Origin of the sequence: Chitinophaga sp., from assembly GCF_039596455.1 — a bacterium.
Taxonomy (GTDB): domain Bacteria; phylum Bacteroidota; class Bacteroidia; order Chitinophagales; family Chitinophagaceae; genus Chitinophaga.
Window position 1 is genome coordinate 39,081 of record NZ_JBCNJR010000010.1, and the last position, 16,426, is coordinate 55,506.

At 54.9% G+C, this 16,426-nt stretch carries 12 protein-coding genes; 8 read left to right on the forward strand and 4 right to left on the reverse strand.

All coding sequences use genetic code 11. From position 1 onward, the window contains the following. Positions 1 to 29: 29 nt before the first annotated feature. Positions 30 to 1,115, reverse strand: a complete 1,086-nt coding sequence (locus tag ABDW36_RS23435; RefSeq protein WP_343704368.1) for a Gfo/Idh/MocA family oxidoreductase — start codon at positions 1,113 to 1,115, stop codon at positions 30 to 32. A 54-nt stretch (positions 1,116 to 1,169) separates the two neighbouring features. Here ABDW36_RS23435 and ABDW36_RS23440 point away from each other — a divergent pair, with 54 nt between their 5' ends. Further along, positions 1,170 to 1,817 (forward strand): methyltransferase domain-containing protein, encoded by a 648-nt coding sequence (locus ABDW36_RS23440; protein WP_343704369.1) that lies wholly within the window; start codon positions 1,170 to 1,172, stop codon positions 1,815 to 1,817. On the opposite strand, the gene ABDW36_RS23445 is transcribed toward ABDW36_RS23440, so the two are convergent. Then, positions 1,792 to 1,920, reverse strand: a complete 129-nt coding sequence (locus ABDW36_RS23445; RefSeq protein WP_343704370.1) for a hypothetical protein — start codon at positions 1,918 to 1,920, stop codon at positions 1,792 to 1,794. The two genes, ABDW36_RS23440 and ABDW36_RS23445, sit on opposite strands and share 26 nt — an antisense overlap. Before the next feature lie 33 nt (positions 1,921 to 1,953). After that, positions 1,954 to 2,808: an AraC family transcriptional regulator gene (locus ABDW36_RS23450; RefSeq protein WP_343704371.1), complete on the reverse strand. Its 855-nt coding sequence runs from the start codon at positions 2,806 to 2,808 to the stop codon at positions 1,954 to 1,956. 106 nt (positions 2,809 to 2,914) lie between these two features. On the opposite strand from ABDW36_RS23450, the gene ABDW36_RS23455 reads away from it, so the two are divergent. Both ABDW36_RS23455 and ABDW36_RS23460 read left to right on the forward strand, forming a co-directional pair. Next, positions 2,915 to 4,078: an MFS transporter gene (locus ABDW36_RS23455; RefSeq protein WP_343704372.1), complete on the forward strand. Its 1,164-nt coding sequence runs from the start codon at positions 2,915 to 2,917 to the stop codon at positions 4,076 to 4,078. A gap of 7 nt (positions 4,079 to 4,085) precedes the next feature. Continuing rightward, the gene (locus tag ABDW36_RS23460) at positions 4,086 to 5,219 is read left to right on the forward strand and encodes an MFS transporter (protein WP_343704373.1); all 1,134 of its coding nucleotides are present in this window, start codon (positions 4,086 to 4,088) and stop codon (positions 5,217 to 5,219) included. Between the two features lie 7 nt (positions 5,220 to 5,226). On the opposite strand, the gene ABDW36_RS23465 is transcribed toward ABDW36_RS23460, so the two are convergent. After that, positions 5,227 to 5,826, reverse strand: a complete 600-nt coding sequence (locus ABDW36_RS23465) for an RNA polymerase sigma-70 factor (protein ID WP_343704486.1) — start codon at positions 5,824 to 5,826, stop codon at positions 5,227 to 5,229. 194 nt (positions 5,827 to 6,020) lie between these two features. Here ABDW36_RS23465 and ABDW36_RS23470 point away from each other — a divergent pair, with 194 nt between their 5' ends. From ABDW36_RS23470 to ABDW36_RS23490, 5 genes are all read left to right on the forward strand, one after another. Then, positions 6,021 to 7,007: a FecR domain-containing protein gene (locus tag ABDW36_RS23470; protein ID WP_343704374.1), complete on the forward strand. Its 987-nt coding sequence runs from the start codon at positions 6,021 to 6,023 to the stop codon at positions 7,005 to 7,007. A gap of 216 nt (positions 7,008 to 7,223) precedes the next feature. Further along, positions 7,224 to 10,577 carry a TonB-dependent receptor gene (locus ABDW36_RS23475; RefSeq protein WP_343704375.1) on the forward strand — a complete coding sequence of 1,118 codons (3,354 nt, stop codon included), beginning with the start codon at positions 7,224 to 7,226 and terminating at the stop codon, positions 10,575 to 10,577. A gap of 27 nt (positions 10,578 to 10,604) precedes the next feature. Then, entirely contained in the window at positions 10,605 to 12,308 is a 1,704-nt protein-coding gene (locus tag ABDW36_RS23480; RefSeq protein WP_343704376.1) for a RagB/SusD family nutrient uptake outer membrane protein, read from the forward strand. A 256-nt stretch (positions 12,309 to 12,564) separates the two neighbouring features. Further along, complete coding sequence (locus ABDW36_RS23485; RefSeq protein ID WP_343704377.1) at positions 12,565 to 14,418, forward strand: DUF1080 domain-containing protein; 1,854 nt, start codon at positions 12,565 to 12,567, stop codon at positions 14,416 to 14,418. A 19-nt stretch (positions 14,419 to 14,437) separates the two neighbouring features. After that, on the forward strand, positions 14,438 to 16,414 hold the full coding sequence (locus ABDW36_RS23490; RefSeq protein ID WP_343704378.1) for a hypothetical protein: 1,977 nt from the start codon (positions 14,438 to 14,440) through the stop codon (positions 16,412 to 16,414). Positions 16,415 to 16,426: the final 12 nt, after the last annotated feature.

Genomic DNA, 16,426 nt, shown 5'->3' on the forward strand with positions numbered 1-16,426 from the left:
GCAGTGCCCTCGCTTTTTATGGAATATTGTCACAGCTTCACCGTTTTACCTGTGCGGGCGGAGGCTTTGGCCGCTTCCAGTATTCTTACCACCATTACATTGTTAGACAGTTCGTACAAGCCGTTTGCCGGCACGGTTATTTTTCCGCGCACCACATCGTGCAGGTACCGGAACGGATCTTCATAAACGGGGATGTCTGCCGCAGTTACCTGCCTCCTGGAAACGGGCGTTTTATCATTGTTGCGGAGCAGCAGGGTGTTCTTATCCGGCGCAAACACATATCCCTTGTCACCATACACCTCCATGTCTTTCCGGGAAAACGGCCAGTTCCAGCTGGCCTGTATGATGCACTGCGCATGGCCATAGTCTACAATAATGGTAGCGTCATCATCCACTTTAGGGTATACCTGTGGTTTGAACTGCCGGGTTACGGCGGTCACGGAAACGGGTTTGCTGCCTTTCATCAGGTGTGTCATGAGGTTGGCGCCGTAGCAGCCAAAATCTACCAGCGCTCCGCCGCCATTGCCCACGGGGTCTGTCAGCCAGGCCAGGAACTCAGGGCTGCAGCCTATTTCTTTGGGCCCCTGGTGCCCGTCGTGAATCACTACTTTGCGGATGTTGCCGGCATACCCGCTGTCAAGGCAAAGCTGAAAGGTTTTGGCTACGGAAGGGTACCAGCTGGTTTCGTAGTTGGTGAGCAGATGGATGCGGTGCTGCCGTGCCAGTTTTTCCATTTTCAGGGCATGCTCCAGGCTGACGGCCAGCGGTTTTTCCACCATCACATGTATGCCGCGCGGGGCGCAGGCTTCTACCACCTGCAGGTGGCTGAACACGGAGCCAAAGCCCAGCACGGCCTCCGGTTTTACGGCATCCAGCATGGCGGGCAGGTTGCTGTAGAGCAGCTTTTCGGAGAAGCCGTAACGTTTGGCGTATGTTTTGGCCAGCGCGGTATCCGGCTCATAAATGCCGCAAAGTTCAACATCACCTTTATCACCTCTGCCCAGTATCCAGCCCACGTGCCCATGGGTGATACCGGCTACGGCCACACGTAATTTCTGTGCCTGGCTCACCAGGGCCATCTGTAACAGGAAGAATAAAACGAATAGGGTACGCATGCTTAAATATACGGCGTTCAGCTTAACTAACGGTTCATTTCGTAGATTTGATATATGCAACAACCACCTGATCCCAAACAGATAGCCGCCCAACTGAAGTGCCCGTCCGGTGAAGGCGGCATTATTACCGCCCAGCGGATGAACGAGAACAATGCCGGCATCATCCGCGAAACCCTGCAAAGGCTGCAGCCCGCGGCTAATGACCGTATACTGGAAATAGGCCCCGGCAACGCCTCGCACCTGCCGCAATTGCTGGCCATGGCGGAGGGGCTGCAATACCAAAGCATAGATATTTCCGACACAATGATAGAACAGGCCCGTGCATTGAATGCCGCACATGCGGCGCAGGCTGTTTTTCATAAGGGGGACGGCGTTACATTGCCTTTTACGCCCGCCTCTTTTGACCGCGTCTTCACGGTCAATACCTTTTATTTCTGGCAGCAGCCTTCTCAACAACTGGCGGAAATCAAAAAGGTGCTGAAACCCGGCGGCCGCTTTATACTCTCCATGGGCAGCAAACGTTTTATGGCCAACCTGCCTTTCACCCAATATGAATTTACCCTTTACAACGAGCCTGAAGTGGAGGCCTTGCTGAAGGAGCAGGGGTTTACGGTACAGCAAACGGAATTTTACTTCGAGCCCGGCCCGGAAGGCATGCAGAAGGAGTTCATGATCTTTACGGCAACATATGCTGCAGGATGATGATGAGCGTGTCTGCAATGATGCAGAGCGCACCGATGGCGGTTTTCATCAATTCCTTTTTGGCAAAGATGGCCGTAAGGGCGGCAAATACAGCGGAAAGCAAGGCATAGGTCCACTACATAGAACAAATGTTTGGTTATTTCACTAAATACCGTTTCTTGAAGGCCGTGGGGTTTTCTCCGTTCAGCTTCCTGAATACCTTGTTGAAGTAGGAAAGCTGGTCAAAGCCCGTGCTGAAACAGGCTTCTCCCACCGTTTTGTCTTGCAGCAGCAGGTTTTTGGCCTGGTTGATGCGGCAATGGTTCACAAAGTCTGTAAAGGTAAGCCCGGTCTGTTTTTTGAAATAGCGGCAGAAAGCGGCGGTGGTCATGTGCACTTTGGCGGCAATGTGGTTCACGTCAGGCTTCAGGTGGTAGTGTGTCTCTACATAATCGTAGATCACGGCCATCCGGTCTTTGTCACGGTCTTTTTGCTGCCGGTTATAACTGTTCACCTCGTTGTTCAGCCTCACTACTTCCTTGCTGGTGGCCATTACCTGGAAAATTTCGAGCAGGGTGATGAGCTGCGCAAAGTGCTCCATGCCGGCCATTTTCTTCAGCTTTTCGGCTACCAGGCGTTTGGTTTCCCCGCTGAAGCAGAGCCCGTAACGCGCCTGCCTGAACAGCTCTTTCACGGCCGCCAGCTCCGGCGCCTCCAGGAAGCGGCTGCCCAGGAAGTCTTCCCGCAGCTGCACCACTATCTGGTTGATCTCGTGGCCCAGGCCATAATCGAAGTTAAGATGGGGCACGTCCGGGCCAATGAAAATCAGGTCATTATCCTGGTAGGTGCTCAGGTGCTGCCCTACATGGCGGGTGCCGGAGCCGCCTTCCACGTATACAATTTCATATTCCGGGTGAAAGTGCCAGTAGAAGTTCTTCTTGAAACAGGAGGTCTTGAACCGGAAAGATTTCCCGGTATCCGGCGTGATTTCTTCCAGCTCTATTCTGGTCATGTCTTGTCGTTATTGCCCAAAATTACATCTTTTTAGTGTCAATACAGTGCAAATACTGGTCATTACAGGCGTAGGCGGTGGCTTGCGGTTGAAATAATTTTGCGTCATGCATTTCGCTTATTCACTACCGCTCCGGGTTACCCGGGTGTACCGTATTGCACTGAGTATCTTTTTCTTTGTTCAGGGGCTCGTTTTTGCCAGCTGGGCCAGCCGCATCCCCGATATTAAAACCAACCTGGGCCTGAGTGATGCCGCCCTGGGCGGCCTGCTGCTGGCGCTGCCGGCCGGGCAAATGGCCGGTATGGGGCTTTCCGGCTACCTGGTGGCCCGTTTCGGCAGCCGTATCATCATGCTTATTTCAGGCTTCCTGTACCCCGGCGCCTTGCTGCTGCTGGGCGCGGCGCCTTCTGTGCTAATGCTGGCGGGAGCGCTGGTGATATTCGGCCTTTGCGCCAACCTCATGAACATTGCCGCCAACACCCAGGCGGTAGGCGTGGAAATGCTTTACCGCCGCAGCATATTGGCCAGCTTTCACGGCCTCTGGAGCCTGGCCGGCTTTACCGGCGGCCTGGTAGGCGGGCTCATGGTAGCACAGCATCAGAGCCCTTTTGTACACTATTGCATTATTTTCAGCGTGTCTATCATGCTGTCAGTAGCAGCCGGGCGCTACCTGCTGCCGCGGGACGTGTCCAAGAAAGACAAGGCGGCCCGCATTTTTGTGAAGCCTGATAAAAACATTGTGGTGCTGGGCCTCATCACCTTTGCATGCATGATCTGTGAAGGCACCATGTTTGACTGGAGCGGCGTATACTTTGAACAGGTGGTGAATGCGCCCGTGGCCTGGAGCCGCCTTGGTTTCATCGCTTTTATGAGCACCATGGCAGGCGGGCGTTTCGTGGCAGACTATTTTATTACCCGCTTCGGCACCCGCCGTATTTTGCAGTTCAGCGGCCTGGTGATACTCAGCGGCCTGCTGCTGGCGGTTATTTTCCCTTATATGGTTACCAGTACCATCGGCTTTTTGCTGGTGGGTATGGGCGTGGCGGCAGTAGTACCCATGTCTTACAGCCTGGCCGGGCGCTCCAAAACCATACAGCCTGGTGTGGCGCTGGCCATGGTATCCTCTATCGGCTTCCTCGGCTTTCTGCTGGGGCCTCCGCTGATCGGCTTTGTGGCGGAAGGGTACGGCCTCCGCTGGTCTTTTACCATTATTGCCGTATTAGGCCTGGGCACCACGTTACTGGCAGGCAGTTTAAAACAGCAGGAATAATCGGAGCATGAGCAAGGCCAGGAGGGCGCGCATCGCCATTACGTTTTTCTTTTTTATTTCGGGCTTCGGATTTTCTACCTGGGCCTCCCGCATTCCTGACATACAGCACCGCCTTCAGCTGAATGAGGCGCAACTGGGCAGCGTATTATTTGCGCTGCCTTTGGGCTTGATGTTCACCATGCCCGTTACCGGCCTGTTGCTGCAGCGCTTCAGCAGCAGCGTGATCATGTTTGCCGGCTCGCTGGCCTTTAACGCCATGCTCAGCTGCCTGGGTTTTGCCGGCGAAGTGTGGCAGCTGGTGGGCGGGCTCTTTCTTTTCGGCGCATCGCGCAACCTGCTGAATATTTCGATGAACGCACAGTCTGTAGGTGTGCAGGCGTTGTACAACCGTTCCATCATCACCACCTTTCACGGTATCTGGAGCGTGGCCGGCTTCAGCGGTGCGGCAGTGGGAGGGGTGATGGTATATTTCCAGGTAACGCCCGCCATTCACTTTATGGTTACCGGCATATTGCTGGTGATACTGGGATTTTTTGCATACCCGGGCGTATTGCATCAGCCGCCGGCTTCTACCGGTAAACGCAGGCTGGCCTGGCCAGACAGGCACCTCATGAAGTACGGCCTCATCTGCTTTGCCGTAATGAGTTGCGAAGGCACCATGTACGACTGGAGCGGGATTTATTTCCAGAAGGCCGTGCAGGCCTCCAAGGAAGTAGTAACGGCCGGTTTTGTGGCGTACATGATGGCCATGGCCGCCAGCCGCTTCAGCGGAGATAAGCTGGTGAACAGGCTGGGCGTGGTCACTATGATCAAATACAGTGGCGTACTGGTGTTCAGCGGCCTGATGCTGGCCGCACTGCTGCCTTACCCGCTCACCACCGGCCTGGGTTTTATGATGACGGGCGTGGGTGTTTCCTGCGTGGTGCCGCTGGTATTCAGCATGGCCGGAAAATCTGCTACCATGGCTAACGGGCCCGCCATTGCGGCCGTGTCAACAGTGGGTTACCTTGGTTTTCTGCTGGTACCGCCCATGATCGGCTTCCTGGCAGAAGCAGCGGGTTTGAGATGGGCTTTCGGGCTGATGGCTTTTTTCGGGCTGGCTATTACCTGCCTGGTACTGACGGCGCGCCAGGAAAAATAATGCAAGGTTATTGTAAGGTGGAAGATGCCGTAAGCATGAGCAGCAACGCCACATCATTCCCCAGAGAGGCCCGCAGTATGCGCAACGCCTTACGCATATGCTGTTCCACCGTGTTCACGGAAATATTCAATCTCTCCGCTACTTCCTTGTTGGACAGCTGCGCCTCACGGCTCAGCAGGAACACGGCCCTGCACTGTGGAGGGAGTTCCTGTATGCGCGCCTTGATGTAGGTTTGCAGTTCCTTCAGTTCCAGCTGCAGGTTAACTTCCCGCGTCTGGAAAGGCGTGTCTTTCCACAGCGCTTGCTCTTTGCGAAGCTGTTGCAATAACTGGCGGTGATAGTTGAAGATGCGGTTCTTTAACGCAATGAAAAGATAATTTTCAGGTACGGTATCTGCGCGCAGCGCAGGCATTTGCCGGTAGAAAGACAGGAACACGTCTTGCGCCAGCTCTTCCGCGGCAGCGGCATTGCCGGTCTTTTTATACGCAATGTTCACCAGCCGGATGAAATGCCGTTCATAGATAGTGTTGAACGCTTTTTCATCTCCCTGCTGCCATAACGCGAATAATTCAGGGTCACTATAGTCGGCGTACTGTACGATGACGATAAAGTTTGTTCAAATTTAATAATATTCCGTACTTTTTTCCTGCTTTGCTGAATCGATTCAGCAAAAAAATAAAATCTCTTACATCATACGGACAATCAAGCTGTTATAACAGAAAAACCCAAAAGCCGGAAAAAAATGTGCCGGATAACTAACGGCAGCCGCCGGAAACCGTGTTTTTATTTACAGTTATACTTATGGAAGCACACGCTTTATATGAACTTTTGGAGAAATACCGGCAGGGCAACTGCAGTCCGGAAGAGCTGGAGCAACTGGAGCGCTGGTATGCGTCACTGGGCGCCGGCCGGCCAGACGCGCTGCTGGAAGAAGGCAGCGAGGCAGCGAGGCTGCTGACGGGCCAGAAGTTGCAGGAGCTGCAGGCGGCCGTTGGCCGCAGGCAAACAAAGGTGGTGCCTTTCCATAAAAAGGCCCTGCGCTGGGTGGCCGTAGTGGCTGGGTTGATATTGCTGGCGGGCGGCGCACGGTACTTCCTGAAACCTGTTTCCCGCCAAAGCGGGCTGGTGAAAGAACATCGTATACCGGCCGCGCACAGCCGCCATATCACATTGCCTGATGGCAGCCTGGTAATACTGCATGCAGACAGCCGGCTGGATTACCCCGAAACTTTCAGCGGCAACATCCGCGAAGTAACGCTCTCCGGCGAAGCCTACTTCGACGTTCAGCGGGATACCGCAAAACCTTTTGTGATACATAGCGGCAACCTGCGCACCACCGTACTGGGAACGGCTTTTAACATCAGGGCCTACAGAGATTCTCCGGAAATAACGGTGTCGGTTACACGTGGTAAAGTAAAAGTGGAAACCGAGCACGAAGGGAAGCTGCTGGCCGTGTTAACGCCAGACCAGCAGGTGGTGTACAACAACCTGGTGGCCACGGCGGTGAGACTGCCTGTGGCGGCTGATTCAGCCATACTGTGGGTGAGGAGGGACATGTTGTTCGAAAACCTGTCTTTTGCCACCGTTGCCCAAACCATCAGCAACCGCTACCGCGTCAACATCCGGTTTGAAGACCCTGGTATGGAAGCCTGCCCCATCAGGGCCTCATTCAACGGTACCGAGCCGCTTGAAACCGTACTGTCTGTAGTTTGCGCCATTCGTAATGCGTCATATACCGTAGAAGATGAAAACAACATTCTGATAACAGGAAAAGGATGTAAGCAATAATATAATACTGCCAAAGACCAGATCAGCAACACTATTCGTTCACCAAAAATCGAGTTACGAACATGAAATGGGCCGTTATATAGCCTGTATAAGCCCTGCTTTTGCCTGAATCTATATTTCGCCTTATCCGGAACGGGGCAATTGCATTGCCGCAGGGCATGGTATGCCCGTTAGTCAACCAGTGAATATTCTGTAACAACTAAACCGAAACTAGTTATGAAAACAAACGCAGCTGTTCAAAAACAGCTTGGAGGCTTCCTATTGCCTTTACTGATCACCGTTTTTCTTGTGCTGCCAATGTTCCTCTCCGCCTCAGGGAACGCGCAAGACATGACCACCAAAAAGATCACGCTGTCGCTTGCCAAAGAAACCCTTCGCAACGCACTGGTAAAGGTGGAAACACTTTCCGGCTTCCGCATTGCCTACCCGCCGGAGCAGGTGGCGCGCTACAAAAACATCACGTTGTCTAAAGGCACACGCACGGTGAAAGAGACCATCAACCTGCTGCTGCTCAATACGCCCTTCCAGTTCCGCCAGCAAGACGATATTATTGTTATCTACCGGGAGGAAGATGAAAAAGCGCAGGCAGACACTACAGCGGCACCCGCTGCTGCGCCGCGCCAGGAAGCTAAACAACGCACCATCATCGGCTCGGTTACCGAAGCGCGTACCAACGTTTCCCTGCCCGGCGTAACCGTAATGGTCAAAGGCACCACCAAAGGCACGCAAAGCCAGGGAGACGGCACGTACAGCCTGCAGGTACCGTCCGGCCCCGCCACCCTGGTGTTCAGCTACATCGGCTACGCCCCGAAGGAAGTGGAGCTTACTTCTTCCAACCAGCTGCACGTGGCGCTTGACCCTTCCAACACAGGGCTGGACGAAGTGGTGGTAGTAGCTTATGGCGAGCAGAAGAAAGCTACCGTAACAGGCTCTGTAGCGTCACTCACTACAAAAGAGCTGCAGCAAAGCCCGGTGTCTAACCTCACCAATGCGCTGGCCGGCCGCCTTCCCGGCCTCATCACCACACAGCGCAGCGGAGAGCCGGGCGTTGACGCCAGCACCTTGTACATCCGCGGCATTGGCACGCTCAATAGCGCCACGCCCATTTTTATGGTAGACGGTGTAGAGCGCAGTATAGATTACGTAGACCCCAATGATATTGAAAGCCTGACCATTCTCAAAGACGCCGCTGCCACCGCCGTACTGGGTATGCGCGGGGCAAACGGCGCCGTGCTCATCACCACCCGCCGCGGCAAATCAGGCGCGCCTTCTGTGAACTTCCGCGCGTCAGCGGGTATGCAGGAAGCCAACAAGCTGCCCAAGTACCTGGGCTCGTACGACTATGCGCGCCTCATGAATGAAGCCCTGGCCAATGACGGGGCGCAGCCCGCATTCACGCAGGAGCAGCTGGCCGCTTTTCAGAACGGCACCGCCCCCAATACGGACTATTACAAATTCATCATGCAGCCTTCCAATGTGGGGCAGGCCAACCTCAATGTAAGCGGGGGCGGCAACGTGGCCCGCTATTTCATTTCCGCCGGTTACAACATTGCAGAGGGCAACTACCGCCATACCAAAGCCAACAAGGAAGGGTACAACGGCAACAACATCATGAAAAGATATAACCTGCGCGCCAACGTTGACGTGGATATTACGCCCAACCTCTCCGCCCGCCTTGACCTTGCCGGTATTCTCACAGACAGGACGGACGGCAACAACTCCGCCAGCACCATCATGAACCTGGCCAACCGCATGGCGCCTATTTATCCCATTTTTAACGAAGACGGCAGCATGTGGGGCAATGGTACATTTCAAAGCAATATTTACGGGGAGCTGTCTCAGAAAGGCTACCGCCGCTGGTATAACAACACCACGCAGGGTACCTTTGCCCTTACCCGCAAGCTGGATTTCCTCACCAAAAACCTCAGCGCCAAACTTTCATTTTCCTATGACAACACTAATACCCCTAATGCCTCCTACGGCCGCAACTATGCCGTGTTTGAGCCCTTGCGCAATGCGCAGGGGGAAATTACCGGCTACAAACAATTCGGTAACGATACCCGCATAGACCCCAACGGCGGTTTCAGCGGCGGCGGCGCTGTACGGCAAACCTATATTGAGGCCACCGCCAACTGGAACCGTACTTTCAACAAACATACCGCCACGGCTATATTGCTGTGGAACAGGCGTTTGCTGGAAAACGGCTCCAGCATCCCGAACGCCTATCAATCCCTGCTCTTCCGCGGTACCTACAACTACAACCAGAAGTACCTGCTGGAATTGAGCGCCTCTTACCAGGGCTCGGAAAACTTTCCCAAAGAAAGCCGCTTCGGGCTGTTCCCTTCGGTGTCTGGCGGCTGGGTATTGTCTGAAGAGAATTTTATCAAAGACAATCTGCCCTTTATCCGCTTCCTCAAACTGCGTGCTTCCTATGGAGAAGTGGGTAACGACAGGGGCGGCAGCGACCGTTTTCTCTGGTTCACCTCCTGGGGCGGCGCCACCCAGTACTATTTCGGTACCAACGTAAACCAGGCCAACGGCTGGGGCCAGGGCGCCATTGGCAACCCGGGCGTAACCTGGGAGCGCGGCAAGCAGGTAGACCTGGGGCTTGACCTGCAGATGTGGAACGGGAAGTTTGATGTAACGCTTGACCTGTTTTCCCAGAAAAGGAGGAAAATACTCATTTCACGCAGCACCCTGTCTGACGTGTTCGGACAGAGCATCAAGGCGCAGAACATAGGCGCGGTAGACAACAAGGGCATTGAGTTCGAGATCTCCCACCGCAACACCATCGGCAAGTTCCGGTACCAGATCAAGCCTAACTTTACCTATGCCCGCAATAAAATAGTATACCAGGATGAGGTGGCCCGCCGCTTTCCCTGGATGCGCCGTACCGGCCACCCTATAGGCACCAAGTTTGGCCTGATAGCAGACGGTTTTTTCATGAATGCGGAAGATGTGGCCAACAGTCCCTTCCAGAATTTTTCCGCTTACGGCCCCGGGGATATCAAGTATAAAAAGCTCACCGGCAAAGAATATGACTATGTGCAGGAAGCTTTTGACGAAACGCGCATAGGGTACGCCCGCACGCCGGAGATCATGTACGGTACCACTGTTTCCGCCGGTTACGGCAACTGGGATTTCAGTGTGCTGTTCCAGGGCGCCGCGCATTCAGACGTATTGCTGAACAATGAGGCCGTGTACGAGTTTTTCCAGAGCGGCAAGGTGAAACCCTTCCACCTGGGCCGCTGGACGCCCGAAACCGCCGCTACGGCCACCTATCCGCGCCTGCACAGCAATACCCACGGCAACAACCACCGCGCGTCTTCTTTCTGGATACGCAGCGCGGATTACCTGCGGCTCAAGAACGCGGAAATAGGGTACACCCTTCCCAAACACTGGATCGCCCCGCTGAGCCTCTCTTATTTCCGCATTTATTTCAACGGCATGAACCTGTATACCTGGGACAAGCTGGACGATTTCCAGGTAGACCCGGAAATAGGGGACGGCAACGGCGCCATGTATCCCATTCAGCGCATCTGGAACTTCGGGATAGACGTGAAATTTTAACCACTCATCATTTCAAGCTGATTCAACATGAAACGTAACATTCACCTCACCATACTCTTACTTTCGGCGCTGGCCCTGCTGCCGCATTGTAAAAAGGGCTTTCTTGACAGGGCTGCCACTACGCAGCAGCAAGACTCGGATATCTTTACCAGCTTTGCCATGACAGACCAGGTGGTGAACAACCTGTACAGCAAAATGCGCGGCACCTACACCTATCTTGGCGGCTATAACATGGGCTCCGCTACCGATGAAGCAAAAGACGCCTCCAACTGGATGGCTTCCATGAGCTTCAACAACGGCTCCTGGTCAGGCAACGCCAATCCCATCGGCAATACCTGGCGTGACAACTACGTGGCCATCCGCCAGGCCAATACCATTCTTGAAAATGTAGCCAGGTTCAAAACGCCAGACGATGCCAACAACCCCGGTACGCTGGAAAACAGGCTGGGAGAGGTGTACTTCCTGCGCGCCTATTTCCTGTGGGAACAGATGCGGCAGTTCGGCGGCGTCATCATTGTTACCCAAACCATTGACCAGACAGATGAGGCCGCACTGAACAGGCCGCGTAACACGTACGATGAATGTGTGGCGCAGGTACTGGCAGACTGTGACGAAGCGTTCAAGCGCGTGCAGTACACCTATGATCCCAACACGCAGGTAGGCCGCGTTACGAAGGGCGCCTGCCTGGCATTGAAGGCCCGCGTGCTGCTGTTTTCCGCCAGTCCGTTATGGGCCAATGCCGGTAAAACCAGCTTCCAGGCAGACATTACCAGCGGCAGCAAACCCTCAGACCCGGCTAAATGGAAAAAGGCCGCGGATGCCGCCAAAGCGGTTATAGACCTGAAAGACGGCGGCGGCAGCACCGTATATGCGCTGGAGCCCACGCTGGCCGCCCGGCAGGATATGTTCAAAAGCAGAACGCTGCAAAGCCGGGAAGTGATTTTTGTACGCATGCGGGAAGCCAACCAGGATTATGACCGCTATATATTCCCCAAAGGTTACGGCGGCTGGAGCGGCTGCGCGCCCGCGCAGGAACTGGTGGATGATTACGAGATGAACAACGGCCTCCCCATAGACGACCCGCTTTCCGGCTACAATGAGGCGCGGCCTTACATCAACCGCGATCCCCGTTTTTATGCGGACATCCTGTACAATGGCGCCAACTGGAAAGGCCGCAAGGTGGAAACTTACGCCACCGGGCGAGACAGGCAGAGCACTGAAACTGACCACACCCGTACCGGCTATTTTACACGCAAGCTGGCGGATGAGGCCATTACGCCGGGGCAGAGCGGCAGCCGGTTTATTCACGGCATCAATTACCGGCTGGCGGAAATGTACCTCAGCTATGCGGAAGCACTCAATGAATATGACCCCGCTAACCCTGACGTGCAGACCTATGTTAACCTGATCCGCACCCGTGCAGGGCAGCAGCCCTTGCCGGCCGGCCTCACGCAGGCCGAAATGCGCAAGCGGATACAGAACGAAAGGCGCATAGAGCTGTGTTTCGAGAACCACCGCTTCTGGGATGTACGGCGCTGGAAAATAGCCGAAGAAACACAGAAGGAAATGTGGGGCATGCGGCCCATTATAGATGCAGCCGCGCCGGACGGTTTCCGGTACGAAAGGTTCAAGGTGGAAGACCGGCTGTGGAGGAACGCCATGTACGTGATACCGATCACAACAGATGAGACGCTGCGTAACCCCAACCTGAAGCAGAACGAAGGGTGGTAGACAAAAGTGTATCTCAAACATTTAACGGCATAAAAGAAAACGGAACCGTGAATGAAAGAAAAGCAAAATGAACGGAAAGGAAAGTAATCCGTTGTGAAGGCCGGCCGTTTTTTGCGGCCGGCCTTTTTTGTTCCGGAGCAATCGTTTGCATGCAGATACATCTGCTAAAACCCGCATCTAAATCCTTTTAGCAAGCTATTGCCGTTCCTAAAAAAAATCATTGTGCAATGAAAAGTATTTCTATTTTAGCAACACTATGGTACTAAAATCATCACAAAACAATTTTAGAAGCCGGTCGTGGATCGGCTTTTTATGTGCATGCGGTGCCGGCCTGGTAATGGCCCGGCCGGTACATGCCCAGGAAGGACGGCTGCCGCTGCAAGACCTTTCTTCCTTCAAAAATGCCGGCAGCTCCTGGCAGATTGCGGGAGATGTATCTGCTGTGCTGGGCAAGGCCAATACGCTTAAAACAGCGCCGGGCGCCGGCGTGCTGGTGAACCTGCCGGGAAAAAAGCGCCATGGGCAGGACCTCTTCTCCAGCCTGGAGCATGGAGACATAGACCTGGAGCTGGATTATATGATGGCCCAGGGCTCCAATTCCGGCATTTACCTGCAGGGCCGGTATGAGCTGCAGCTGCTTGACAGCTGGGGCACTACCGCCGCGCCCCGCTCCGGAGACAACGGAGGCATTTACGAACGCTGGAATGACAGTATGCCGGAAGGGCAGAAGGGCTACCAGGGTTATGCTCCCCGCCAGAACGCCAGCAAGGCGCCCGGCCTGTGGCAGCACCTGAAAGTATCTTTCCAGGCGCCCCGCTTTGATGCGGCCGGTCAAAAAATAGAGAATGCCCGCATCATCCGTGCAGAGCTGAACGGCGTGGTGATACACGAAAACGTAGAGCTGATGGGCCCTACCCGCGGTTCCATAGGCGGAGGTGATGAAAAACCGCTGGGCCCCCTGCGCATACAGGGAGATCATGGCGCAGTGGCATTCAGGAATATCAGCATCCGCCAGTTTGCACAAGCACGCCCGGAGCTGACGGGCCTTCAATATTCCGTTTACAAATTCAAGGAACGTTTCAAGCCTGATACAGACCTGTCTAAAGAGAAAGCCGAAGCCACTGGCGCGGCGGCAGCCCTCAGCGCCAACGCCGGCCCGCTTTCCAAAGAATATGTATTGCAGTATAAAGGCACCCTGCGCGTACAGCAGGCGGGGGAGTATAATTTTGCGCTCAATACACAGGGCGGCGGCGGTTTGCTGAAAGTGAACAACCAGCCCGTTGGCGGCGGCAACAACGTGCGCGGCAAAGCGCAGCTGCCGGCCGGTGATTTGCCGGTAGAGATCATTTATGCCAGAACGGGAGACTGGGGCGTACCATCCCTGGGCCTGTTCATGGCCGGCCCCGGCATCCGCGAGTTCTACACCGGAGATGCGGTTACGCCAGACCAGACAGATCCCATACTGGTAGACGCATCTTCCAACACTATTCTCCGCAGCTTTATGGACGTGCCCGGCCAGCCCAAAGTAGTGCACGCCGTATCCGTTGGCAGTCCTGATAAGGTGCATTACACCTACGATATGGACAAAGGCATGCTGGTGCAGGTATGGCGCGGCAACTTCCTGGAAACCACACCTATGTGGCATGAAAGGGGCAACGGCACCGCCCGTCCGCAGGGCGCGCTGCAGCGCTTTGGCACGCCCTTCTTTACACTGGGCAGGCTCAGTGGGGAGCAGGCCGCGTGGGTAGCAGACTCCACCGGCACCGGTTACCGGCCTAAAGGGTATGTGCTGGATGAGCAGGACAGGCCTACTTTCCGTTACCAGATTTACGGCAGCGCCGTTACGGATGCTATTCGCGTAACGGAGAACGGGCGCGGCATTCACCGTGAAATTACGGTAGCCGGTCCCGCGGCGGACCTCTATGCAAAGCTGGCGGAAGGTGACCAGATAGATATGATTGAAAAGGACTTGTATGTGATAGACGGCAAAGCCTGGTACCTGCAATTGCAGGATGCCGGCGGGGCCCGGCCGCTGGTGCGTAACGGCGCCAAAGGCAAGGAGCTGGTAGTGCCGGTGCGCGGCAGGTTGAGTTATTCCATCCTTTTCTAAAAGACCAATAAGCAATTAGATGAAAAATATATTGAAAAAGGCGGCGCTTTACCTGTTGCCGCTGGTTGCACAACTACCTGCCGCAGCGCAGGAAACGCCCAAGGAAGAAGATTATTTCCGCATCATGAAAATGAGCGCGCCGGAAGGTACGCTGCTGGAAGTAGGCGGCCTGGCCGTGCTGCCCAACGGAGACCTGGGCGTGGCCACCCGGAGGGGAGATGTGTTCATTGTAGAAAACCCAACCGGCAGAAGGCCTTTCTTCCGCAAGTTCGCTTCCGGCCTTCATGAAATACTGGGCCTGGCATATAAAGACGGTGCGCTGTACTGCGCTCAGCGCGGCGAGCTGACCAAACTGGTTGATACCAATATGGACGGCAAGGCAGACGTGTATGAAACCGTATACGCCTGGCCTATCAGCGGCCACTATCACGAATATTCCTTCGGCCCCCGGCTGGCGCCTGACGGCTCTTTCTTTGTGTCAGGCAACGTGGCGTTCGGGGATCAGGAATGGTGGCGCGGCGAAAGTCGCGTGCCCTGGCGCGGCTGGATGATGCACATCTCCGCAGACGGTTCCACCATGGAGCCATGGGCCACCGGCATGCGCTCTCCCTGCGGCCTGGGCATGATCAACGGGGAACTGTTCTATTCAGAGAACCAGGGAGACTGGATGGGCTCCGGCGGCATCTGGCAGGTGAAGAAGGGAGACTTTGTGGGCCACCCCGCAGGCCTGCGCTGGGCAGAAGCGCCCAATTCTCCCGTTAAGCTCACCAACGCACAGTTTGTAGCCAATATGGACGAGCGCCGTGTAAAGAACGCGGAAGGCCGCTTCATCAAACCGGAGAACGTGGTGGATGAACAGTTCAAAACCATGTTCGAAATGAAAAAAGCGCTTCCTTCCCTGCGCACTCCGGCAGTATGGCTGCCCCATGGCGTGCTGGGCATTTCCAACTCTGAAATTGTGCCCATCCCTGAAGGTACCTTCGGGCCCTTTGCCGGCCAGGTGCTGATAGGAGACCAGGGGCAGAGCAAGATCATGCGCGTGGTGATGGAAAAAGTGAAAGGCGAATACCAGGGCGTGGCATTCGATTTCAGGAGCGGTTTCCAGTCCGGCGTACTGCGCCTGGCCTGGGGGAAAGACGGTTCCCTGTTTGTAGGGGAGACCAACCGCGGCTGGGGCTCCGCCGGTGACGCCAACGAAGGCTTGCAGCGCCTGGTATGGAACAACCGCATCCCCTTCGAAATGCAGACCGTAAAAGCCATGCCTGACGGGTTCGAGATAGAGTTCACCCTGCCGGTAGATAAAAAGTCTGCCGAAGACATTGCGTCTTACTCAGTGGAAAGCTTTATCTACAAATATCACCCTGTATACGGCAGCCCGGTGGTGAATAATGAAAAATGCGAGATCAAAGGCGTAAAGGTGTCTGACGATGGCCTGAAAGCGCGCATCATTGTAGACAACATGCGCCAGTATTACATTCACAACATCACGCTCGAAGGCATCCGTTCCCGCGATCATTTTTATTCGCTGGTGCACCCGACAGGCTATTATACGCTGAACAACATTCCGGAAGGCGCCAGGCTGGCCATGAGCGAAGTAAGCACTAAAAACTCCGCCAAAGCCGCCGCTGCTGCAAAAGCCGCTGAAGAAAAAGCTGCTGCCGCCAAAGCTGCCGCCACCAAAAAAACAAGCACCGCCAAAACCGCCGCAGCTCCCACCGCCAAACCGGTTGCGGCCAAAGCGGCCAGCTACGAAGAGGTGAAGCCGCTGCTGGCCAAATACACCTGCAATGCCTGCCACAATGCAGACAAAAAGCAGGTAGGGCCCGCGTTCAGGGATATTGCCAAACGCAACTACACCAATGAAATAATGGTGAAGCTGATCTACAACCCCAACCCGGAAAACTGGCCGGGCTATGCTACGGAAATGCCGCCCATGCCGCAGGTACCGAAGGCAGATGCCCTGAAGATAGCCGGCTGGATCAATTCCTTGAAGTAATGACGTAACTGG